Below are 21,450 nucleotides of genomic sequence, written 5' to 3'. Positions count from 1 at the left end.
GACGAGGGGGGACGGATGGCGGAGCGGGACGGGCTGTCGGGGCTGTGCGCGGCGGTCGCGGCGTACGCGGTGGAGACCGTCGAGGAGCTGGTCGCGGCCGGGGCGGACCCGGACCGGGTGCTGCTGCGGGCCGTCGAGGGGGGCTCCCCTGCGGTGGTGTCGGCGCTGCTGGACGAGCGTTCCGCGCCGCTGCCGGAGGCGGAGCGCGACCGGCTGCTGGTCGCGGCCCGCTGGTGGTACGAGCGGGGCGCGGAGGGCGAGCTGCGGCGGCTGACGGGGGCGGCGGGGCCGGCGGACGTCCGGTGGGTGCGGGACGGCGCGGCCGACCGCGTCGAGGAGGTCACCCTCGGCGGGCGGACCGTCCGGGCCGGGCACGGAGCCGTCCTGACCCAGCTGGAGTGGCGGTACCGGATCCTGGCCCCGGTCGGGGAGCTGATGGCCCGCGCGGTGCGGCACGAGGACGGTGCGGAGGACGAGGAGCACGTCGACCGGTCGGCAGCCTGCTGGGTGCTGCTGTCGCGGCAGAGCGCGGAGACGTGGCGGGAGGTGGTGGCCTTCCACCGGCACCCCTCGCCCGCGCACCGGGCGTTCGTCGCCGATTTCCTGGGCCTGGGCAGGCTGATGTCCGGCGTCACGGACCACGCCCCCTGGTACGAGAAGCGGCGTGCCGAGCTGCTTCCCGGCTGGGCCGACACGGAACGGGACGCCGGGGTACTGGCGAGGGTGCTCCGGCTGGTGACCGAGGAGGACCTCCCGGAGGCTCGGGAGTTCGGGCTGCGGTACGCGGGGCATCCGGACCCCCGGGTGCGGAGCCGGGTGCCGTGGATGTTCGACCGGCCGCTGGACCCGGAGACGGCACGGGCGGTGTGCGACCTCGGGCGGGACCCCGACGCGGGGGTACGGGCGGAGGCGGCCGGGGTGCTGGGCGGGGAGGAGCTGGGGGAGCCGGACAGGGCGGTACTGCTCGCCCTGCTCCGGGACGCGGACCCGCGTGTCCGGCACCGGGCCGTGCGGGCCACCGCCCGCGGCTCCGACTGCTCGCCGGAGGTCACGGAGGCGCTGGCGGAGCTCCTCGACGCGGACGAGCAGGACGTCCGGCTCAGCGCCGCCTACGGACTGGCCGTCCGGGACGACCCCCGGACGGCGGAGGCCTACGCCCGGGTGGGCCCACTGGGCCCGGAGTTCGAACACGACACCCGGCCGGACGGCCTGCGGCGCTGGCGCCTCAGGAACGAACCCAACGGGTGAGGCTGCCCCAGGCGGCGGGGGCCAGGGTGAGCGTCGGCCCGTCGGCGACCTTGGAGTCGCGGATGTGGACGGTGTCGGCGCAGGGGCAGGTGGCGACCTCGACGCAGGCGCCGCCTTCGTCACCGCTGTAGGAGGACTTCCGCCAGGAGACGGCGACTTCAAGGCACTGGCCGCCTTGGTCGCTGCTGTAGCTGGACTTGAACCACTTCAGTGGGGTGCTCATGCCTCTCCTAGCAGCCGGTCCAACAGGCCCTTCGTCTCAGCGAAGTTGAGGGCCTGTGACCGCAGCATCGCATACTTCTGGGAGAGGATGCTGACCTCATTCGGGTCGCGCACGAGCACACTGCCGCGCTGCGTTTCCGAGTAGGCGAGCCGCTGGTAGTCAGGGGTTTCGAGCAGGGTGAACGGGCCTGAGAGACCGGCGTGGGTCTCCATGCGCATGGGGAGGACCTGGAGAGAGATGCCGGGGGAGTCGGCACAGCTGCGAAGGTGATGCAGCTGCTCCCTCCACACGGCGTCGCCGCCGAGCCGGTCGTGCAGGACGGGCTCCCACATGACGAAGCTGAGCGTTGGCGGTGTGGGGCGGTGCAGGATCCTCTGGCGCTTCATCCGAAGGGAGGTCTGCAGCTCTATCTTCTCCTCGCCGAGGTACGGGACGTGGCATCCGAACACCGCACGGGCGTACTCCTCCGTCTGGAGCAGGCCAGGAATGATCAGCGTGTCGTACCAGGACAGGGCCAGGGCCTCCCGTTCCCGCTCCATGTACTCCTCCGCCCAGGCGGGGACCATGTCGACCTCCGGCATCCTGTTCGCCGCGACCGCCAGGAGGCCGGGCAGGCCGAGGACCCGGTCCATCTTTTCGGCGACGTTGGGCATGAGGACCCGCCTGCCCTGCTCGATGGAGGCGACCGTCTCTTCGTCCATGTGCAGCGCTTCGGCGAGGGTGCGCTGCGTCATTCCTTTGGCGACTCGGGCGGCGCCGACCTGCGCGCCGACCATCTTCATCGCGGTTTCGTTGGGCCGGGGCCTCTTGCGTGGTGGCATGCCTGTGAACTCCCCGAGTGCGCACGAGAGATACCGGTACCAACCCGTACTCATGAAGGAGTACGGGTTACCGGTCTCGCCCACGCTAGTCACGCACCGCGACGATCGCCCCGTGAACGTGGAAATCCATCCGGCCCTGCTGCGCGAGCGGTACTTCCCCCGCAGCCCCCGATCCGTCCGCCCCGCCAGGGAGTTCACGGCGGAGACGCTTCACGCGTGGGGTGTCACATGTCGTCGGGACGACCTGTTGCTCTGCGTGAGCGAGCTGGCCACCAACGCCCTGCTGCACGGCGTCCCGCCCGGCCGGTACTACCGGGTGCGGCTGATGCTCTTCGACGGGGCCGTCCGGGCGGAAGTGCACGACAGCGGGGGCGGGCGGCCCCGGATCGCGGACCGGGATCCGGGGGCCGAGGGCGGGCGGGGGCTGCTGCTGGTGGCGGGGGTCGCGGACCGGTGGGGGGTGACGCCGAGGATGCCCGGCAAGGCGGTGTGGTGCGAGTTCGGGGTGCGGACGGCGGGCCCCTAGGCTTGGGGGGACTGCTGTCGATGCTCGAAGAGGCGACTGAGAATGAGCGCGTACGGATCCTTCCCCGGCTCCCGGCCCCGCCGGCTGCGCACCACCCCGGCCATGCGGCGGATGGTCGCGGAGTACCGGCTGCACCCCTCGGACCTGATCCTCCCGGCGTTCGTCCGGGAAGGCATCACCGAGCCGCTGCCGATCTCGGCGATGCCGGGCGTGGTCCAGCACAGCCGGGACACGCTGCGGAAGGCCGCCGTGGAGGCGGTCGAGGCGGGCGTCTCGGGGATCATGCTCTTCGGCGTCCCGGCCGACGAGAACAAGGACGCGCTCGGCACGGCGGGCACCGAGCCCGACGGCATCCTCCAGGTCGCGATCCGCGACGTGAAGGCCGAGGTCGGCGACGACCTCGTCATCATGTCCGACCTGTGCCTGGACGAGTACACCGACCACGGCCACTGCGGTGTCCTGGACGAGCACGGCCGCGTCGACAACGACGCCACGCTGGAGCGGTACGCGGAGATGGCGCAGGTCCAGGCCGACGCGGGCGTCCACGTGGTGGGCCCCAGCGGCATGATGGACGGCCAGGTCGGCGTCGTCCGCGACGCCCTCGACGAGACGGGCCACGAGGACGTCTCGATCCTCGCCTACACCGCGAAGTACTCCTCCGCCTTCTACGGTCCCTTCCGCGAGGCCGTCGCCTCCTCCCTCCAGGGCGACCGCAAGACGTACCAGCAGGACCCGGCCAACGCCCGCGAGTCCCTGCGGGAGCTGGCGCTGGACCTGGAGGAGGGCGCCGACATGGTCATGGTCAAGCCCGCCGGCCCGTACCTGGACATCCTCCACCGGGTCGCGGAGGCCGTGGACGTGCCGGTGGCGGCGTACCAGATCAGCGGCGAGTACGCGATGGTCGAGGCAGCCGCCGAGAAGGGCTGGATCGAGCGGGACCGGGCGATCCTGGAGACCCTCCTCGGCATCAAGCGGGCGGGCGCCGACACGATCCTCACCTACTGGGCGACCGAGGTCGCGGGCTGGCTGCGCGAGACCCGCTGAGTGCGCTGAGTGCGGTGCGCGGGCCGGGATGAGTACGGACACTCATGCCGGCCCGGCGCCGTCCGGCTTGAGTGGGGGCATGGACACCACCGCCCCCGCCGAGCGCGACCGCCGCGCGTACGTCGCGCCGCTCGTCTCCACCCTGCTGACGCTGCCCGCCGCCGCCGTCACCCTGTTCTTCGCGGGGCTCTCCCCGATGGCCTGCGACTCCTGCGAGGACGCGGCCTCGGACCGCTTCGACGCGAGCTTCGGGCCCGCGTGGACGGTGTTCACGGGCGGGCTGGTCCTCGTACTGCTCCTGCTCGTGGCCTGCTGGGCGCTGCCCTGGAACCACGGCAACCGGGCGCGGCGCCTCGCGCTGGCGCTGGCGGCGCCGGGGGCCGTGGTGCTGAACGTGATCGTCTTCGCCGCCATGGTCGACTGGCCCTAGCGGGGCGGGAGGAGCAGGCTGGGGGGAGAGGCGCACGGCACTGTGGAGGTGATCCGCCATGCCCACACTCGCAGGCTGGCACGTCGAGATGGAGTTCACCGAAGACGGCCACCGCACGAACGCGGCGGCCCTGCTGAGGCTCGCCGACGGTTCCGAGGTCAGGGCGCGCGGCTATGCGATGCGGCACCCGTCCGACCCGGAGCAGTTGCGGGTCGGTGAGGAGATCGCCGGGGCGCGGGCCCTGATGGACCTCGCGGGCCAGCTGCTCCAGAAGGCCCACGGGGAGATCGACGAGGCCACGGGACGGCATTCCTACCCGCTGACGGCCTGACCGCTGCGGTCCGGGCCCGTGCTGACCCCCGTCCGGCACGAGCCCGGTGGCGCGAGCGCCCCCGCTCAGCGGGTGCGGCGCCGGAAGAGGACGCCCGCCACGGTGACGGCCAGGGCGGTGATCGCCGCGCACCATGCGAGGGCGGTCCAGGGGGCGTTGCCCGCCGGGCGGTCCAGGAGGAGGGCGCGCAGCGATTCGATCACCGGGGTCAGCGGCTGGTGGCCGGCGAAGCCGTGCAGCCAGGACGGCATGGTGTCGATGGGGACGAAGGCGCTGGACGGGTAGGGGAGGAACATCATCAGGAAGGTGAACCCGCCCGCGGCTTCAGGGGACTTGGCGAGCAGGCCGAGCGTCGCGGCCAGCCAGGAGATCGCGGTGATGTACGCGACGAGGAGCCCGGCGGCGGCGAGGTAGGCGGGCGCCGAAGCCCGGGGGCGGAAGCCGATGGCGAGGGCGACGGCCAGGACGAGGGTCGTCGAGACGAGGTTGCGGACGACCGATGCCGTGACGTGTCCGGCCAGGACGGGGACGCCGCCCACGTCCAGGGAGCGGAGGCGGTCGACGATGCCGTTCTTCATGTCGTCGGCCACGCTCACGGCGGTGCTCGCCGCGCCGAAGCCCGCGCACAGGAGCATGGCGCCGGGGACCACGTACGTCACGTACGCCGTCCCGGTGTCGATGGCGCCGCCGAAGAAGTACACGAAGATCAGCATCAGCATGACGGGGAGCATCAGGGCGGCGATCAGCGCGTCGGGGCTGCGCCGGCTGATGCGCAGGCTGCGCCCGGCCATGGTGAGGGCGGCGGTACCGGTCATCGGGGGGCTCCCGTCAGGGCGAGGAAGACGTCGTCGAGGGTGGCGGTGCGGAGCGTGAAGCGCTCGACGCCGGTGCGGTCGGGGTCGAGTTCGTCGAGCAGGGCCCGGACGTGGGCGGCGGTGCCGTCGGTGGGCAGGCCCAGGGTCAGTGCGTCGGGGTCGTGGTGGACGGCGCGGGCAGTGAGGGCCTCGTAGGCGCCCCGGCTGGTCAGGGTGAGGTCGAGGCGGTGTCCGGCGACGCGGGCCTTCAGTTCGGCGGGGGTGCCCTCGGCGGTGACGCGGCCGGAGTCGAGGACGGTGACGCGGTCGGCGAGCCGGTCGGCCTCCTCCAGGTACTGGGTGGTGAGCAGGACGGTGGTGCCGTCGGAGCGCAGTTCCCGTACGAGGTCCCAGAGTTCCGCGCGGCTGCGCGGATCGAGGCCGGTCGTGGGCTCGTCCAGGAACAGCACGGCGGGCTTGCCGACGAGGCTCGCCGCGAGGTCCAGGCGCCGTCGCATCCCGCCCGAGTAGGTCTTGGTGAGGCGGTCGGCGGCCTCGGACAGGCCGAAGCGGTCGAGGAGTTCACCGGCGCGGGCGCGGGCGTCGCGGGCGGACAGCCCGGTGAGCCTGCCGGTCATGCGCAGGGTCTCGGCGCCGGTCTGGAGGTCGTCGAGGGCCGCGAACTGGCCGGTGAGGCTGATGCGTTCCCGTACGAGGGCCCGCGCGCCGGTGATGTCGTGCCCGGCCACGCGGGCGGTCCCGGAGTCGGGCGCGGTGAGGGTGGCGAGGACCCGGACGGTGGTGGTCTTCCCGGCGCCGTTGGGGCCGAGGAGGGCGAGGACGGAGCCGCGCGGGACGGAGAGGTCGAGGCCGTCGAGGACGCACAGGTCCCCGTAGGACTTGGTGAGGCCGGTGGCGTGGATGCCGAGGGCGTGCGGGGTCATGAGGGATGGAGCTCCCTTCTGCGTATGGCTTACGCTCTTCTGCGTAAGTAATACACAGAACTAGGATGGGGGTCAATCGAGGAGTGGGCGGTCATGGCGGACGAGGACAGCGGGACCGGGCTCCCGGCGAGCCTGGAAATGGCCTGGGGCCTGCGCGAACGCCCCGGCAAGGGGCCGCGCCCCACCCTCACGCTGCCCCGGATCGTGGAGGCGGCCGTCGCGCTCGCCGCCACGGAGGGCATGGACGCCGTGTCGATGGGCCGGGTCGCCAAGGAGCTGGGCGCCTCGACGATGTCCCTCTACCGCTACGTCGCCGCCAAGGAGGAGCTGTACGTCCTCATGGCGGACGCGGGGGTCGGCACCCCGCCGCCGCTGCCGCCCGGGGCGCAGGGCCTGGGCTGGCGCGAGCTGCTGACGCAGTGGGCGTACGCGCAGCGGGCCGTACTGATGGCCAACTCCTGGATCCTGCGCATCCCGATCACGGCCCCGCCGGCCACCCCGAACCAGCTCGCCTGGATGGACCGGGGGCTCGCCGCGATGGCCGGCACGGGCCTGGAGGAGGGCGAGAAGCTCTCCACGATCATCCTGATCGGGGGCCTGGTGCGGAACGAGGCCACGATGGCCGCCGACATGATCGACGCCATCGTGAAGTCCGGAGTCACCCCGCAGCAGGCCCTGGACCGGTACGTCCGCACCCTGCGGCTGCTCGCCGGCCCGGACGCGCACCCTGCCGTGACGCGGCTGCTGGACTCGGACGCCTTCAGCGGCTCCGGCGAGCCGGACTTCCAGTTCCGCTTCGGGCTGGAGCGGATCCTGGACGGGCTCGCGCCGCTGGTCGCGGGGCGGGCGGGGACGGGCTGACGGGTGCACCCTGGAAAGCAGCGGCCTCGGAGGTGATCGCCATGAAGGATGCCGTCGGATGGCATGTGGACGTGGAGTTCCAGGAGGACAGCAAGCGCACCCGCGCCGCCGCCCTCGTCCGGCTACCGGACGGGAGCGAGCTGCGCTCGCACGGCTATTCCAGCCGTCACCCCAGTGACGGCAATCAGCCCAGGGTGGGCGAGGAGATCGCGGCAGCCCGTGCGCTCAACGATCTCAAGGAGCAACTGCTCACCAAGGCGCACGACGAGATCGACGGTGCGTCGGGGCGCACGTCCTACCCGATCGAGCGCTGACCGGTCCCGGAGGGAAGGGGCCGGCACGGCGGCCCGGACGTGAGGACGTCCGGGCAGCCGTCCGTGGGCGGGGCCGTCAGTCGCCCCCGCCGCCCCCGCAGGACGAGTCGCCGCCGCAGCCGTAGAAGGAGCCCGCGTCGCCCTTCGAACGGCGGCTCTTGCTCGGGCGTCCGCGCTCGCGCCAGATGGTGAAGCCCACCCACGCGAGGCCGAACCCAATGATGATCAAGTAAGACATGGTTCCCCCGGTTCCCCCTGGTTGCCGCGTCCCGCCATTGTCGTGGGTGCGGGGAACTCCCCCGCACCCACGGGTGTTTCACGGTCCGGCGGGCCGAGGCCCCGGGGGCGGGGGTCAGGCCGGCTGCTCCGGCATGTTGGCCGTGATGACCGAGAACGCTCCGCCCTGCGGGTCGGCGAGGACGGCCATCCGGCCGACCGCCATGTCGAAGGCCGGGGCGAGGACGCTGCCGCCGGCGCGGACGGCGGCGGCCTGGACCTCGTCGACGCTGTCCACGTGGAAGTAGGCCTGCCAGTGCGGCGGTACGCCCGGCGGGAGCTGGGTCAGGTCCATCATCCCGCCGACCGCGCGCCCGTCGACCTGGAACTCGATGTAGCCCTCGGCGCCCGGGATCTCGGAGCGGTGCGTGGTGACGGGCAGGATGGAGGAGTAGAACGCGGAGGCGGCCGGGAGGTCGGCGGTGGTCAGCTCGTTCCAGATGAGCGCGCCGTGCTCGTTGACGATGCCCGCGCCGTCGAAGGTGCCGGGCTGCCACAGGCCGACGACGGCCCCGGTCGGGTCGGTGATCACGGCCATCCGGCCGAGGTCCATGACGTCCATCGGGCCCATCATGACCGTGCCGCCGGCGTCGGTGACGGACTTGACGGTGCCGTCGATGTTGTCGGTGGACAGGTACGTGGTCCACACCGTCGGGGGCAGCGGGTCGGAGACGGTGCCGTCCGGGTTCATCGCCTTCATGATCCCGGCGACCGGCTTGCCCTTGAGGGTGCAGACGGCGTATCCGCCGGTCTCGGCCGGTCCGACCTCGCCCTGCCAGCCCAGGAGGTCGCAGTAGAAGTCGATGGCCGCCTGCTGGTCGGGGACCATCAGGTCGATCCAGCACGGGGTGCCGGGCTTGTAGGGGCCGTTCATGTCGGGCACGGATGCCTCCGGGTGGCGCTCGGGGGGAAGGACGGGCCGACCCCTACCCGGCTCCCGCGGCGGAAATCGGGCCGAACGGGTGAACGGGCCGCGCCCGGTGGTACAGGGCCCCACTCGCTCACTCACTCACTCGCCCGGCCGGGGTGCCGCGGGGGCCCGGACCAGGGCCGCCAGCCGGTGTGCGGCCTCGTCCAGTTCGCGCCGGGTGGCGAAGGGGACGACCGCCGCCCTGGTGGGGACGCGTACGCCGCCGGTGAGGGCGATCCGGGTGGCGGCCGGATCGGCGGCGGGGGCGGCGGCGAGGCCGACGATCAGGAAGCGGCTCTGCAGCCAGCACCAGCCGGGGCGGGAGAAGCCCCGCAGGTGGGCGCGGAAGCCGTACCGGCCGCGGGCCAGCGCCTCGAAGCGGCCGCCGTCGGCATCGGCGTCGGCGCGCACGACGCGGACGCGGTGGAAGTCGGGGAGGAAGCCGAGGGCGGCCATGACCGGCCAGACCTCCTCGAAGGGGGCCTGCACCACGTGCTCGGCGACGTGCGCGCCGCGTACCGCGGCCGCCATGACGCGCAGCCGGTGCACGGGGTCGGTCCCGGGGTCGGTCCCGGGGGCGGGCGTTCCGGGGGGCGGGAGGGTTGGGTCGGTCACGCGGACCACGCCTTTCGGAAGCTGGTACGGGCCCGGTGCAGGCGGGACTTGGCGGTGCCGGCCGGGATGCGCAGGAGGGCCGCGGCGCTCTCCTCGTCCAGGCCCTCCACGTCCCGCAGGACGAGCACGGCCCGGTGTTCGGGCGTCAGGCGGGCCAGGACGTCGTCGATGTCGGCGGCGAGCTGCGGATCGCCCCCGGCCGGTACGTCGTCCAGCTCGGCGGGCCGCGCCCGCGCCGCCCGCCGGGCCACCCGTACCGCTTCCCGTACGGACACGGCCCGTACCCAGCCGTACAGGGCCTCGGGATCGCGCAGCGACCGGAGGGCGGTGAACACGGCCAGCAGCGCCTCCTGCGTGGCGTCCGGGCCGTCGGCGAGGGCGATCGGGGTGCAGATGCGGGCGATGTACGGGGTCAGGTGGTCGAGCAGCGCGTGCAGCGCGAGGGTGTCCCCGGCGCGGGCCGCGCGGGCCAGCGCGACCCCGCGTTCGCGGTCGGCGGGGTTCACCTGGCGCGGGCCAGCCGGGCCGCCGCCCAGCCGAAGCCGAGGCAGGCGGGCGTGTACAGGGCGAGGTTGAGGGCGTGGAAGGGGCTGCCGGGCGGGCTGGGCAGGATCCCGGCGGCCCAGCCGAGGCCCGCGAGGCCCCGTACGGCGAGCCCGGCGGCGACGGCCGCGGTCACGGTCCGGGTGGTCCGCCCGCCGCGCCCGTGCGCGTGGGCCAGGACCCCCGTCCCGGCGGTCAGCGTGAGCGCGGCCAGGGGCAGGACGACGGGCGGCCCGAAGGACACCTCGGTGCCGAGCACGGCCAGCGACAGGGTCCGCTCGTCGGGGGCGGGCCAGGTGGCTCCGGTCGCCCAGTACAGGTGCGCCAGTCCGTCGGCGGCCAGCAGCCCGGCCACCGCGACGCCCGCCCGGCGCCGCGATCGGTCCTCGTCCATGGTGTTCCCCCTCGGTGAGCCGGTTGCCGACACACCGAAGAGGCGGCGACCCGGGGGAACGTTCCCTGTGACCCGCGTCACGGGGAAGGCTACTCGTTGACCAGGACCGGGATCGAGAGGACCGCGGCGGCCGGGGTGCCGGTGAGGTGGTCGGCGGGGACGGTGAAGTCGATGCCGTCTCCGGCCGCGCGCGGGCCGGTGTGGGGCGCTCCGGCATGCGCCTCCTCGCCCTCCTCCTCGTGGTGGAAGGTGCCGGTGCCGAGCAGGCGGCCCTCCGCGTCGTAGTACGCGGCGGTGATCTCCAGGGCCAGGGTGTCGCTGACGTCGGAGCCGATGGCGATGTGCCCGGTGACGGACGGCGTGCCGGGGGTGAGGCGCAGGCCGGTCAGCTGCACGCGATCCGTGAACGGTCCCTGCTGGACGCGGACCTCGCCCGCCGTGGGCGCCGGGGTGAGGACGGCGGCCGGGGAGGGCGCGCTGCGGGGGGCGGGCAGGGCCACCGGGGAGGCGGCGGTGGCCGGGGCCTCGGCGGCGGCCGGAGCCCCGGCGCCGGAGCAGCCCGTGACGAGCGCGAACAGGGCGGCGGCGGCCGTGGCGGCGGCCGCGGCGCGGGGGAGGTACGTCATCGGAAGTGCTCCTGGGAGGCCGGGAAGGGGCCGGCCACCAGGACGGCGGCCGGGGCCCGCCGGGGAGGCCGGGACGGGGCCGGGAACGACGGCGGCCGGGGCCGGGGGAGTGCGCCCCCGGCCCCGGCCGCCCGGGGATCAGTGCTGCTGCGGGGAGCGGCCGAACAGCGAGCGGTACAGCTTGCCGTACAGCTCGGTGTTGATCTGGCTCGTGGCGAAGGCGTTGCCGTTCGGGCCGTAGGCGAAGATCGGCACGTCGGCGCCGGTGTGGTTGCCCGACAGGTAGGTCAGCCACAGGCTCGCCTCGGGGCTGCCGTCCTTCACGTCCGCCGGGTCGTCGGGCGTACGGAAGGTGGCCGGACCGAAGTTCTTCGCGTCACCGGAGCCCGCGCCGTTGACGATGCCGCTGGAGCGGACCGGGTCCTTGGCGCCCGAGGCGGCACGCGAGGGGACGCTGTTGTTGGCCGTGTTGCCGGCGTCCGTGTTGGCCGGGGGCGCGACGGCCTCGGCGTTGGTGTAGCTGCCCTTTTCGATGATGTTGAAGCCGGCGCACTCGTGGTCCGCCGTGACGACCACGAGGGTGTGACCGTCCTTCTTCGCGAACTCGTAGGCGGCCTTCACCGCGTCGTCGAAGGCCTTGACCTCGGCGAGGGTCTGCGCGGCGTCGTTCGCGTGCGAACGCTTGTCGATCTGGGCGCCCTCGACCTGGAGGTAGAAGCCCTTCTTCGACTTGCCGCGGTCGTACGAGCCGCCCTGCTTGCGGTCGTTCAGGAGCTGGATCGACTTGCGGGTCATGTCCGCGAGCGAGGGCTCCTGCTTCTGCGGGGCGCCGGCCGGCAGGGCGGCCTTGTTCTGCTCCACCGTCAGGTTGCCGCGGTTGAACAGGCCGATGACCTTCTTGCCGCCCGCCTTGTCCAGGTCGGACTTGGTGGCGACCTTCTGGCTGGCGGCCGTCTGCGCGGGCAGCGCCGGGTCGCCGAAGCTGCCGAGCACCTGGTAGCCCTGGGCCTGGAGGGCCTTCTGGTCGTCCGGCTCGAAGCGGGCGAGCCCGCCGCCGAGGATGACGTCGGCGGTGCCGTTGCGGGCGATCTGCTCGGCGATCGGCGTGATCAGCGTCTTGTCCGCCGGGGCCTGCTCGTAGCTGCCGTCGTCCTTCTTCGGGAGGCAGGCGGCGTCCGAGTAGGCCGGGCCCTGGCAGCCGCGCAGCAGCGCGTGGCTGAACTGGGCGGCGGGGGTGGCGTCGGTGATCTCGGCGGTGGAGACGTTGCCGGTGGCGAAGCCGGCCGCGTGGGCCTGCTCCATCAGCGTGGCGACCTTCTTCTCGTACGCGTCCACGCCGATGGCCGCGTTGTAGGTCTTCACGCCGGAGGCCCAGGCGGTCGCGGAGCTGGCCGAGTCGGTGACCAGGGCCGGCTTCGCGCTGTTCTTCTCGACGGCGTAGGTGGCGACCGCGCCCGTGTTCGGGAGGGTCTCCATGGTGAGCTTGCCGGCGGCGCCCGCGTAACGGTCGCGCGCGGCCGTCACGTGGGTGCGGCCCATTCCGTCACCGAGCAGGTAGATGACGTTCCGGACGTCCTGGTGCGAGTCGCTCTGCTGGGGCGCGGAGTTCGCGGTGACGGCGGTGCCGGCGGCCACGGCGCTGGCCAGGGCCAGGACGGTGAGCGTCTTCAACGGTCTGCGGCGCATGTGCGGGAGATCCCCCTCGGGTGTTCGGCACGATCGGGCCGACCGTAGGAGGGCCGCGTGAACGGGACACCACCACCGGGTATTGCCCGGCCGAACGCGGAAAGCATGACAGGACACGGTCACGCGAAGGCCGTTCGGGGTGGCGCCGGCCACCTACTGCCAGAAGATCTCCTCCACCACGATCTGCGGCTCGGCCACACGGGGCAGGAAGGTGAACCGGATCCACCCGCGGTTGCTGTCGAAGTACGCGATGTGCGGGCCGCGGGGGACGGTGGAGCGCGGCTCGTCGGGCAGGCCGATCCGGTACTTCTCGGCGTCCTGGGTGTAGTCCACCGCCCACGGCGGCCCCGTGAACTCCTCGCTCACTCGCCCGGCTCCAGGGCACGCAGCCGGTGGCGGATGCGGGAAGCCGCGTCGAGGAGGCCGTGGGCCGTGCCGACGTCCATGGCGTCGGCGGCCCTGGCTTCCAGGTCGGCGACGTGCCGGTCGAGCTCGGGGTCGCGCGCGAGGGCGTACTCGCCCCACCAGCGGGCCATGAACGCCGGGACCGGACCGATGTCATAGGCATCGCAGATGGGCCTTCGGCGTGTACTCCGGCATCGGCGGTACGGATCCACCGGGCGCAGGCGTCGCGGTCGTCATTCCCGGCTCCTCCTCGGATCGGACGCCTTCCACGAGGGAGCGCGACGGCCCCCGGCGCGGGGTGGTCGCGCCGGGGGCCGTCGGGTGGTGCGTCAGAGCTTCTCGGGGGTGCGGATGCCCAGGAGGGACATGCCCTTCGAGAGGGTGCGGGCGGTCAGCTCGCACAGGAACAGGCGGTTCTCGCCGACGACGAGCTCGGGCTCCGGCTTGATGACCGGGCACTCCGAGTAGAACGTCGTGAACAGCGAGGACAGCTGGTAGAGGTACGCGGCCAGCTTGTGCGGGGCGTACTCCGCCGCGGCCTCCTCGACCAGCGCGCCGAAGCCGTCCAGGTGCAGGCCCAGCGCACGCTCGGCCGGAGCCAGCTCCAGCTCCGGGTGGGCGACCGGGCCGCGGTCGCCCGCCTTGCGCAGGATGGACCGGATCCGGGCGTACGCGTACTGGAGGTACACGGACGTGTCACCGGTCAGCGACACCATCTGGTCCAGGTCGAACTTGTAGTCGCGCGCCGCCGAGGTGGAGAGGTCCGCGTACTTGACCGCGCCGATGCCGACCTGGAGACCGTTCTCCACGATCTCCTCCTCGGTCAGCAGCCCGCGCTCCTCGTCCTTCTCCCGGACCACCGAAGTCGCCCGCTCGACGGCCTCGTCGAGGAGGTCCACCAGCCTCACCGTCTCGCCCTCACGCGTCTTGAACGGCTTGCCGTCCTTGCCGAGGACCGTGCCGAAGGCCAGCTGGACGGCCTTGACCTCGTCGTTCAGCCAGCCGGCCCGGCGGGCCGTCTCGAAGACCATCTTGAAGTGGAGCGACTGGCGCGCGTCCACGACGTAGATGAGCGTGTCCGCCTTCAGGTTGCCCACCCGGTCGCGGATCGCCGAGAGGTCGGTGGCCGCGTAGCCGAAACCGCCGTCGGACTTCTGCACGATCAGCGGGGTCGGGTTGCCGTCCGGACCCTTGTACTCGTCGAAGAACACGCACAGCGCGCCGTTGGAGCGGACGGCGACGCCCGAGTCCTCCAGCAGCTTGCAGGTCTCCGCGAGCATGTCGTTGTAACCGGACTCGCCGACCACGTCCGGGTCCTGGATGTCCATGTCCAGCTTGTTGAAGACGGAGTAGAAGTAGATCTTCGACTCGTCCACGAACCGCTGCCACAGGGCCAGCGTCTCCGGCTCGCCCGCCTGGAGGTCCACCACCCGCGCCCGCGCCCGCGTCTTGAACTCCTCGTCGGAGTCGAAGAGCGCGCGCGAGGCCTTGTAGAGGCGGTTGAGGTTGGACATGGCCTCCTCGCCGGAGACCTCCTCGTCCGACTTGTGGTCCAGCTCGTGCGGGTGCTCCAGCAGGTACTGGATGAGCATGCCGAACTGGGTGCCCCAGTCGCCGATGTGGTGACGCCGCACCACCGTCTCGCCCGTGAACTCCAGGATCTCCACCATCGCCGCGCCGATCACGGCGGAGCGCAGGTGCCCGACGTGCATCTCCTTGGCGACGTTCGGCTGCGCGTAGTCGATCACCGTGGTGCCGGCGGACGGCGACAGCGGCACGCCGAGGCGGTCGTCGGCGGCGCGGGCCGCCAGGGTCTCGATGATCGCCCGGTCGGTGATCGTGATGTTGAGGAAGCCGGGGCCGGAGACCTCGATGTCCCGGATCAGGTCACCCGTCGGGATGCCCTCGACCACGGTCGTCGCCAGCTCGCGCGGGTTGGCCTTGGCCTTCTTCGCGAGCGCCAGGATGCCGTTGGCCTGGAAGTCGGCCCGGTCGCTTCGTCGCAGCAGCGGGTCGGTCGCACCGGCCTCCGGCAGGGCGGAGGCGAGGGCGTCCGCGACGCGCTGTTCGACGGAGGAAGCGAGGGAAGGGACCGAGGCCATGAGCTGCCGTTCCTGTGAGTCGGTTGATGCCCGTCGAGTATCCCACGGTGCACCTGTCCACATCCCGGGATTTGTCCGCGGCGACGGCCGGTCCCGGCGGGGAGGCGGAGGAGAGGGGGAGGGGGGAGATGACGGCGTATCTTTCCCGGTTTGCCCGGCAAAGCCCCCACCCGCCGGATAGGCTCCGCCCGATTTGACGGTCCGGTCGAAGGGTGGGGACATGACGGAGATGTCGTCGGGCGGCACCTACGTGAACCTGTCGGACGAGAACCTGCGGACGTACTACGAGACCTCCGACGGACGGATGGTGGAAACGGTCGTCCTCGGCGTGGACCCGACCCTCCACGTCCCGCTCGCCGTGTCGGTGGGGACCGGCGGCCCGGAGCACATGGACGCGAGCCGGCTGCACGGCCTGCGGCGGGGCGGACGGATGGTCCTCGCCGACCGGGTCGGCGGCAGGGCCGTCCTCGCCGCCGTCCTGGAGATCGCCGAGGCGGTACGGGCCGTCGCGGCCGCCGCCCGGCGGCCGGCCGTGGCCGCCGCCACGTCCTCCTCCTCGATGGAGGACGCCGACACCGAGGAGCCGAGGACCAACCGCTGGGAGGACTCCGACGACGAAGGGCCCGCACCCGTACCCGTACAGCGGCAGACCGGGCGGACCGCGCCCGCCGCCCCCCAGCAGGCACAGCGGCAGCAGGTGCCCGACGGGCCCACCGCGGAAGAGATCGCCGCGCGCATGGCGCAGGGGCGACGGTTCACCACACCGCGCGGGCGGGCCTGCTACTTCAGCGACCAGGGCGACAGCGCCGTACGCCACTTCCTGGAGTACCAGCGCTCCCGCAAGGAACAGACCGCGGTCTTCTTCGCCAACGTCCGGCGCTACACCCCGCTGGAGTACCTGCAGACCCTCCTGGCGGCGTGCGACGCGGCGATCGACCTCTACACGGCGCGCACCGTGGCCTACGGGAAGAACTGCCAGGTCCAGGACGCCGACGGCCGCCAGTGGACCATCGGCATGACGCGCGACGGCACCGAGCACCGGCTGACCCACGCGCACTTCGAGAACTACCAGAACAGCTGACACGGCACGGGCCGGCCGCCACCCGGCGGCCGGCCCCACCGGTCCGCGCCGCGCAGGCAACCTCGGAGGGCCCGCTTCCGTCTGGGAGAATGGCGGCAGCCAGCATTTCGAGATAGAAGGACGTGTCGTGGCTCAGAGCAGCACCGAGACCGACTGGGTCTCCCGTTTCGCGGACGAGGTCATCGCTGAGGCGGAGCGCCGAGCACCCGGCAAAACCGTCGTCGTCGCGTCCGGACTCTCCCCCTCCGGCCCGATCCACCTGGGCAACCTCCGTGAGGTCATGACCCCGCACCTGGTCGCGGACGAGATCCGCCGCCGGGGCATCGAGGTCCGCCACCTCATCTCCTGGGACGACTACGACCGCTACCGCAAGGTCCCGGCCGGCGTCCCCGGCATCGACGAGTCCTGGGCCCAGCACATCGGCAAGCCGCTGACCTCCGTGCCCGCCCCGGCCGGCTCCGCGTACCCGAACTGGGCCGAGCACTTCAAGGCGGCCTTCGTCGAGGCCCTGGCCGAGATGGGCGTCGAGTACGACCCGATCAGCCAGACCGAGCAGTACACCTCCGGCGCGTACCGCGAGCAGGTCCTGTTCGCGATGAAGCACCGCGGCGACATCGACGCCGTCCTCGACCAGTACCGCACCAAGCAGAAGCCGGGCGGCAAGAAGCCCCAGCAGAAGCAGGTCGACGAGGCCGAGCTGGAGGCCGCCGAGGGCTCCGGCGCCGCCGCCGAGGACGACGGCAGCAGCGACGGGGGCGGCTACTTCCCGTACAAGCCCTACTGCGGCGAGTGCGGCAAGGACTTCACCAAGGTCACCGCCTACGACGACGAGAGCACCGAGCTCACCTACGTCTGCACCGAGGACGAGTTCACCGAGACCGTCAAGCTGAGCGAGTTCAACCGCGGCAAGCTGGTCTGGAAGGTCGACTGGCCCATGCGCTGGGCCCACGAGGGCGTGATCTTCGAGCCCTCGGGCGTCGACCACTCCTCGCCCGGCTCGTCCTTCCAGGTCGGCGGCCAGATCGTGCACATCTTCGGCGGCGAGCAGCCGATCGGCCCGATGTACGCCTTCGTCGGCATCAGCGGCATGGCCAAGATGTCCTCCAGCAAGGGCGGGGTCCCCACCCCGGCCGACGCGCTGAAGATCATGGAGCCGCAGCTGCTGCGCTGGCTGTACGCGCGCCGCCGCCCCAACCAGTCCTTCAAGATCGCCTTCGACCAGGAGATCCAGCGGCTGTACGACGAGTGGGACAAGCTGGAGGGCAAGGTCGCCGACGGCACCGTGCTGCCGGCCGACGCCGCCGCGCACGCCCGCGCCGTCCGCGTCGCCTCCCACGAGCTGCCCCGCACCCCGCGCCCGCTGCCGTACCGCACCCTCGCGTCGGTCGTCGACATCACCGCCGGGCACGACGAGCAGACCCTGCGCATCCTGACCGACCTGGACCCGACGCAGCCGCTGACCTCCCTCGACGAGGTCCGCCCGCGCCTGGACCGCGCCGAGAACTGGATCACCAGCCAGGTCCCGGCCGACCAGCGCACCCTCGTCCGCGAGGACGCCGACACCGAGCTGCTGTCCTCCCTCGACGAGAACGGCCGCGAGCAGCTGCGCCTCCTCCTGGAGGGCCTCGACTCGCACTGGTCCCTCGACGGGCTCACCACCCTCGTGTACGGCGTGCCCAAGGTGCTGGCCGGGCTGGAGCCCGACGCCAAGCCGACGCCCGAACTCAAGGTCGCCCAGCGCGAGTTCTTCGCCCTGCTCTACCGCCTCCTGGTGACCCGGGAGACCGGACCGCGCCTGCCCACCCTGCTCCTCGCCGTCGGCGCGGACCGGGTGCGCAAGCTGCTCGCCGTCTGAGTCACCCGGCGGCGTACCGGCCGTACGGAAGGGCCCCGCACCCCCTCGGGGGTGCGGGGCCCTTCCGCGTGCCCGGACGATCAGGCGATGTGCTCGTTCTCCAGGTCGCGCTGGTAGCGCTGCTTCAGGTCCGGCATCAGCCGGCTGATCGTGCTGAAACTGCGCGGGTGCGCGATACCGTGCCGGTCCGAGAGGTATATGTCGACCTGCTCGGGGCTCGGGACCTTGCCGTTCTCCTCGATGTACGTCCGGAAGACCTCGTACGCCGCCTCCGTGAACTTCACCTCGTCGAGGTCGGCCCCGGAGTCGTCGACCTCCTCGTCCGGCAGCAGCTGCTGCGACGGCTTCCGGGGCGGCTCCTGCTCCAGCAGCTCCTCCGGGCCGGACGGCGGCATGACCGGGGTCGGCTCCAGGCCCTCCACGTACTGCGGGTTGTATCCGCCCTCGTACGCCGCCTGCGGGGCCAGCGGCGCCGCGAACCAGGCACTGTCGTGCGCCGCCGGCATCGCGGTGGGATCCACCGCGAACGCCGGCGGGGCGTGCGTGACGGGGGGAACCGCCGACGGGCCCGCGCCCGACGCGGACGCCGGACCCGCCTGCTGCGGAACCAGCACCTCCGCGGCCTTCGAGCCGGCCGCGGCCTCGCGGGGCGCGCTCTCCAGGGCCGCCGCCTCCAGGGCCGCGGTCTCCGGGGACGCCGCCTCCAGGGCCGGGGCCGCCGGGCCCGCCGGGGGCAGCAGCACCGGCTCGATGCCCGCCGCCACCAGCCCCTCCGGGGCCGTCTGGGACAAGGGCACGCCGATCCGGGCCAGCCGCAGCGGCATCAGCGCCTCCACCGGCGCCTTGCGCCGCCACGCCCGCCCGTACCGGGCCTGCAGCCGCGCCTGGTAGATCAGCCGGTCCTGCTCCATGCCGACCGCCTGCTCGTAGGAGCGCAGCTCCCACAGCTTCATCCGGCGCCACAGCTTGAAGGTGGGGACGGGCGAGAGCAGCCAGCGGGTGATGCGGACGCCCTCCATGTGCCGGTCCGCGGTGATATCCGCGATCCGGCCCACGGCGTGCCGGGCCGCCTCGACCGTGACCACGAACAGGATCGGGATCACGGCGTGCATGCCCACGCCCAGCGGGTCCGGCCAGGCCGCCGCGCCGTTGAACGCGATCGTCGCCGCCGTCAGCAGCCACGCCGTCTGGCGCAGCAGGGGGAACGGAATGCGGATCCACGTCAGCAGCAGGTCCAGTGCCAGCAGCACGCAGATGCCCATGTCGATGCCGATCGGGAACACCAGCGAGAAGTTGCCGAAGCCCTTCTGCAACGCCAGAGCGCGCACCGCGGCGTACGATCCCGCGAAACCGATGCCCGCGATGACCACGGCACCGGCGACCACGACACCGATGAGTATCCGGTGCGTACGAGTCAGCTGCATCGCGGCCACCCGCGACCTCCCCTTGTCGAGCTACGGCAGGCACAGCGTACGGGTGACTGCGCGTCACCCGTTCCCTAGGGCCCCTTACCGCCCGTCGCCTACTGCTGCGGGGAAGCGGAACCCGACGGCGAAGCCGAACCGGAAGGCGAAGCGGAACCGGACGGGGCCTGCTCGGGAGCGGCGTCGCCCTTGTTGGCGGAGTCGACCGCGTTCACCGCGTCACGGGCCGCCGCGACGGCGTCCTGGAGCAGCTTCGCCTGGTCGGGGGCGCCGGCGCCCTCGTAGGCGGCGCCGTTGTAGTCGAGCGTGACGACCACGTTGTGGGTGCGGACCACGAGGGTGGTGTTGAGGAAGTCGACGTCCTTCTTCACCCCGTACGCGACCGAGGAACCCTGGTCGCCGATCCCGCCGGCCTGCTCCACCTTGACGTCGTGCGCGCCCTCGACGGTCTTCGCCAGCTCGATCTGCTTGTTGTACTGCTCCTCGGCGCGCTTGTCGCCGCCGCCGAGCGTGGCGTGCGAGTCGTAGCGGACCAGGGAGACGGAGAGCCAGCGGTACTGCGAGCCCTTCACGCCGTCCGTCTGCAGGCCGTTCCAGGAGCAGCTGGCCCGGTTGGCGAGGTCGTTCGACTTCGCGGCCGTACCGTTCTTCTCCTTCGCCTCCGGAACGACCGAATCTATGGTCTTCGACGTGATCGCCTTGCAGGGGTCGGGCAGCTTCGCGAACGCCACCTTCTCCAGGGCGGCCGGGGCCTTCGAGTTCGGCTTGGCGGACGAGGAGGCCGAGGACTTCTTGCCGGATTCCGAGCCCGAGGACTTCTCCGAGTCGGACGAGCACCCGGCGGCGGTGAGGATCACCGGGACGACGGCTGCGCAGGCGAGAACACGGGTGAGACGCGAGGCTGATCGGTGCATGGTTCCTTCAGACGTTGGGGACTTCTTACGGGCGCGGGACCCGGGCAACGGTAGCCCGACCGGGCGCCCGGCTGCTGTGCGCGCCGTCACGACGGCCCCGCACGCCCTCGCGGGGCGGGGGCCTCACTCGTTGAAACGCTCGGCCAGGGCCTGTGCCAACTGGCGCGCCTTGTCCTGCGTTTCCGCACTTGAGGGGATCGTGCCGGGTCCGGACGGCTGCACGCTGTACTCGACGGTGACGAGGACGTTGGAGGTGCGGAACACAATCCGCACGGTGCGCGACTGGGCGGCGCTCGCCCCGGCCGGGCTCAGCTTGTCGTCCAGGTACGCCTCGTTGCCGAGCCCTTCCAGAACGCGCGAGCCGAGCTCGGGAGCGGTGCTGGGGGAGGCCGGGGCGGAGGGTGAAGCGGAGGCGGAGGCGGGGGCGGAAGCGGAGGAGGGGAGGGCGGAGGGGGAAGCGGAAGGCTGGGCGGGGGTCTCGGCGGTGCCGGGGGCGGTGCCGGGGGCGCCACCGGGGGTGGCGCCCGGGGCGGTGCTCGGGGAGGGGGAGCCCGTGATGCCGGGGAAGGGCAGGTGCGCGTCCGTGAGGCGGCGTACGAACACCGTGTGCGCCTTGTCGTCGTCGCTCGCGGCGGCACGGTCGTACGAGACCACGCGCTCGAACGTGACCGACAGCAGCATGGTGCCCTCGGGCGCCTGCGCGTTCCAGCGGCAGCCGACGTGCCGGTCGCCGTCGAAGGAGGGCTCCGCGGTTCCGGCGTAGAGCTGCTCGCGCTGCTGGGTGGTGAGCGAGTCGGCGGCCGGGAGCATGGCCTTGAGGCGCTTGGCGTCGGCGGCCTTGCAGGGCTGCGGCAGGCTGCGGTACTTGCCGGGCTGGGCGGGCGCGGCGGTGCTCCCGCCGCCCTTCTGGTCGCTGGTGCCCCCGATGCCGTTGCCGTCGGTGCATCCGGCGAGACCGGTCACGCCGGCCGCGAGTGCGGTGATCATCGCGATACCGGGCAGGACCCGTCGGCGTACCGCCTTGCGCTCCACGTCCACTGGCTCCCTTGGTCCCCTCGGGAAAATCCGTTGCCGCGACTCGGA

At 72.6% G+C, this 21,450-nt stretch carries 26 protein-coding genes; 9 read left to right on the top strand and 17 right to left on the bottom strand.

Features of this window, described 5'->3' with window-relative positions; all coding sequences use genetic code 11:
- Positions 1-15: 15 nt before the first annotated feature.
- Positions 16-1,248: a HEAT repeat domain-containing protein gene (locus ACZ5D2_RS24040; RefSeq protein WP_371678040.1), complete on the top strand. Its 1,233-nt coding sequence runs from the start codon at positions 16-18 to the stop codon at positions 1,246-1,248.
- Here the strand turns inward: ACZ5D2_RS24040 and ACZ5D2_RS24035 are convergent.
- Positions 1,226-1,471: a DUF397 domain-containing protein gene (locus ACZ5D2_RS24035; RefSeq protein ID WP_371678041.1), complete on the bottom strand. Its 246-nt coding sequence runs from the start codon at positions 1,469-1,471 to the stop codon at positions 1,226-1,228. The genes ACZ5D2_RS24040 and ACZ5D2_RS24035 overlap by 23 nt on opposite strands.
- On the bottom strand, positions 1,468-2,292 hold the full coding sequence (locus ACZ5D2_RS24030) for a helix-turn-helix domain-containing protein (protein WP_351028943.1): 825 nt from the start codon (positions 2,290-2,292) through the stop codon (positions 1,468-1,470). The genes ACZ5D2_RS24035 and ACZ5D2_RS24030 overlap by 4 nt, the downstream gene beginning before the upstream one ends.
- 112 nt (positions 2,293-2,404) lie before the next feature.
- Between ACZ5D2_RS24030 and ACZ5D2_RS24025 the strand changes: the two genes are divergently transcribed.
- From ACZ5D2_RS24025 to ACZ5D2_RS24010, 4 genes are all read left to right on the top strand, one after another.
- Positions 2,405-2,818: an ATP-binding protein gene (locus ACZ5D2_RS24025; protein WP_351028941.1), complete on the top strand. Its 414-nt coding sequence runs from the start codon at positions 2,405-2,407 to the stop codon at positions 2,816-2,818.
- A 42-nt stretch (positions 2,819-2,860) separates the two neighbouring features.
- Positions 2,861-3,862 (top strand): porphobilinogen synthase, encoded by a 1,002-nt coding sequence (gene hemB, locus ACZ5D2_RS24020; protein WP_030232182.1) that lies wholly within the window; start codon positions 2,861-2,863, stop codon positions 3,860-3,862.
- A 79-nt stretch (positions 3,863-3,941) separates the two neighbouring features.
- Complete coding sequence (locus ACZ5D2_RS24015; protein WP_371678042.1) at positions 3,942-4,292, top strand: hypothetical protein; 351 nt, start codon at positions 3,942-3,944, stop codon at positions 4,290-4,292.
- Between the two features lie 58 nt (positions 4,293-4,350).
- The gene (locus ACZ5D2_RS24010; RefSeq protein WP_030232177.1) at positions 4,351-4,623 is read left to right on the top strand and encodes a DUF1876 domain-containing protein; all 273 of its coding nucleotides are present in this window, start codon (positions 4,351-4,353) and stop codon (positions 4,621-4,623) included.
- Positions 4,624-4,688: 65 nt separating this feature from the next.
- On the opposite strand, the gene ACZ5D2_RS24005 is transcribed toward ACZ5D2_RS24010, so the two are convergent.
- Both ACZ5D2_RS24005 and ACZ5D2_RS24000 read right to left on the bottom strand, forming a co-directional pair.
- Positions 4,689-5,438, bottom strand: a complete 750-nt coding sequence (locus ACZ5D2_RS24005) for an ABC transporter permease (RefSeq protein WP_371678043.1) — start codon at positions 5,436-5,438, stop codon at positions 4,689-4,691.
- Positions 5,435-6,361, bottom strand: a complete 927-nt coding sequence (locus ACZ5D2_RS24000; protein ID WP_371678045.1) for an ATP-binding cassette domain-containing protein — start codon at positions 6,359-6,361, stop codon at positions 5,435-5,437. The genes ACZ5D2_RS24005 and ACZ5D2_RS24000 overlap by 4 nt, the downstream gene beginning before the upstream one ends.
- A 93-nt stretch (positions 6,362-6,454) precedes the next feature.
- Between ACZ5D2_RS24000 and ACZ5D2_RS23995 the strand changes: the two genes are divergently transcribed.
- Together ACZ5D2_RS23995 and ACZ5D2_RS23990 are read left to right on the top strand one after the other, a co-directional pair.
- Entirely contained in the window at positions 6,455-7,222 is a 768-nt protein-coding gene (locus ACZ5D2_RS23995; RefSeq protein ID WP_371678046.1) for a TetR/AcrR family transcriptional regulator, read from the top strand.
- A gap of 41 nt (positions 7,223-7,263) precedes the next feature.
- A complete protein-coding gene (locus tag ACZ5D2_RS23990) occupies positions 7,264-7,536 on the top strand; it encodes a DUF1876 domain-containing protein (protein ID WP_030232166.1) in 273 nt (90 codons plus the stop codon).
- Between the two features lie 76 nt (positions 7,537-7,612).
- On the opposite strand, the gene ACZ5D2_RS23985 is transcribed toward ACZ5D2_RS23990, so the two are convergent.
- The 10 genes from ACZ5D2_RS23985 to argS form a co-directional block, all read right to left on the bottom strand.
- The gene (locus ACZ5D2_RS23985) at positions 7,613-7,765 is read right to left on the bottom strand and encodes a hypothetical protein (protein WP_468931817.1); all 153 of its coding nucleotides are present in this window, start codon (positions 7,763-7,765) and stop codon (positions 7,613-7,615) included.
- A 123-nt stretch (positions 7,766-7,888) separates the two neighbouring features.
- Positions 7,889-8,686 carry a VOC family protein gene (locus ACZ5D2_RS23980; RefSeq protein WP_468931850.1) on the bottom strand — a complete coding sequence of 266 codons (798 nt, stop codon included), beginning with the start codon at positions 8,684-8,686 and terminating at the stop codon, positions 7,889-7,891.
- 135 nt (positions 8,687-8,821) lie between these two features.
- On the bottom strand, positions 8,822-9,337 hold the full coding sequence (locus tag ACZ5D2_RS23975) for a hypothetical protein (protein ID WP_468931814.1): 516 nt from the start codon (positions 9,335-9,337) through the stop codon (positions 8,822-8,824).
- Positions 9,334-9,843, bottom strand: coding sequence for an RNA polymerase sigma factor (locus ACZ5D2_RS23970; protein WP_371678049.1), 510 nt, complete (start codon positions 9,841-9,843; stop codon positions 9,334-9,336). Before ACZ5D2_RS23970 ends, ACZ5D2_RS23975 begins: the two co-directional genes overlap by 4 nt.
- On the bottom strand, positions 9,840-10,274 hold the full coding sequence (locus ACZ5D2_RS23965; protein WP_371678050.1) for a DUF3995 domain-containing protein: 435 nt from the start codon (positions 10,272-10,274) through the stop codon (positions 9,840-9,842). Before ACZ5D2_RS23965 ends, ACZ5D2_RS23970 begins: the two co-directional genes overlap by 4 nt.
- A gap of 89 nt (positions 10,275-10,363) precedes the next feature.
- Complete coding sequence (locus tag ACZ5D2_RS23960; RefSeq protein WP_371678051.1) at positions 10,364-10,900, bottom strand: hypothetical protein; 537 nt, start codon at positions 10,898-10,900, stop codon at positions 10,364-10,366.
- A 138-nt stretch (positions 10,901-11,038) separates the two neighbouring features.
- Positions 11,039-12,586, bottom strand: a complete 1,548-nt coding sequence (locus tag ACZ5D2_RS23955; protein ID WP_371678052.1) for an alkaline phosphatase — start codon at positions 12,584-12,586, stop codon at positions 11,039-11,041.
- Between the two features lie 153 nt (positions 12,587-12,739).
- Positions 12,740-12,952, bottom strand: a complete 213-nt coding sequence (locus ACZ5D2_RS23950; RefSeq protein WP_468931809.1) for a hypothetical protein — start codon at positions 12,950-12,952, stop codon at positions 12,740-12,742.
- On the bottom strand, positions 12,949-13,122 hold the full coding sequence (locus ACZ5D2_RS23945) for a hypothetical protein (RefSeq protein WP_468931806.1): 174 nt from the start codon (positions 13,120-13,122) through the stop codon (positions 12,949-12,951). The genes ACZ5D2_RS23950 and ACZ5D2_RS23945 overlap by 4 nt, the downstream gene beginning before the upstream one ends.
- Before the next feature lie 198 nt (positions 13,123-13,320).
- Positions 13,321-15,093: an arginine--tRNA ligase gene (gene argS, locus ACZ5D2_RS23940; protein WP_371678054.1), complete on the bottom strand. Its 1,773-nt coding sequence runs from the start codon at positions 15,091-15,093 to the stop codon at positions 13,321-13,323.
- Between the two features lie 220 nt (positions 15,094-15,313).
- Here argS and ACZ5D2_RS23935 point away from each other — a divergent pair, with 220 nt between their 5' ends.
- Positions 15,314-16,174: a hypothetical protein gene (locus tag ACZ5D2_RS23935; protein ID WP_371678055.1), complete on the top strand. Its 861-nt coding sequence runs from the start codon at positions 15,314-15,316 to the stop codon at positions 16,172-16,174.
- A gap of 127 nt (positions 16,175-16,301) precedes the next feature.
- Positions 16,302-18,029, top strand: coding sequence for a lysine--tRNA ligase (gene lysS, locus ACZ5D2_RS23930; protein ID WP_371678056.1), 1,728 nt, complete (start codon positions 16,302-16,304; stop codon positions 18,027-18,029).
- 80 nt (positions 18,030-18,109) lie between these two features.
- Here lysS and ACZ5D2_RS23925 read toward each other — a convergent pair whose 3' ends face one another.
- The 3 genes from ACZ5D2_RS23925 to ACZ5D2_RS23915 form a co-directional block, all read right to left on the bottom strand.
- On the bottom strand, positions 18,110-19,453 hold the full coding sequence (locus ACZ5D2_RS23925) for a DUF2637 domain-containing protein (RefSeq protein ID WP_371678057.1): 1,344 nt from the start codon (positions 19,451-19,453) through the stop codon (positions 18,110-18,112).
- Positions 19,454-19,551: 98 nt separating this feature from the next.
- Positions 19,552-20,367, bottom strand: a complete 816-nt coding sequence (locus ACZ5D2_RS23920) for a DUF3558 family protein (RefSeq protein WP_371678058.1) — start codon at positions 20,365-20,367, stop codon at positions 19,552-19,554.
- A 123-nt stretch (positions 20,368-20,490) separates the two neighbouring features.
- Positions 20,491-21,399, bottom strand: coding sequence for a DUF3558 domain-containing protein (locus ACZ5D2_RS23915; protein ID WP_371678059.1), 909 nt, complete (start codon positions 21,397-21,399; stop codon positions 20,491-20,493).
- Between the last annotated feature and the right edge of the window lie 51 nt (positions 21,400-21,450).

This window comes from Streptomyces sp. NPDC031479 (assembly GCF_055581065.1).
Note: the sequence above shows the minus strand (reverse complement) of the source record. Positions and strands in the feature narration are given on the sequence as shown.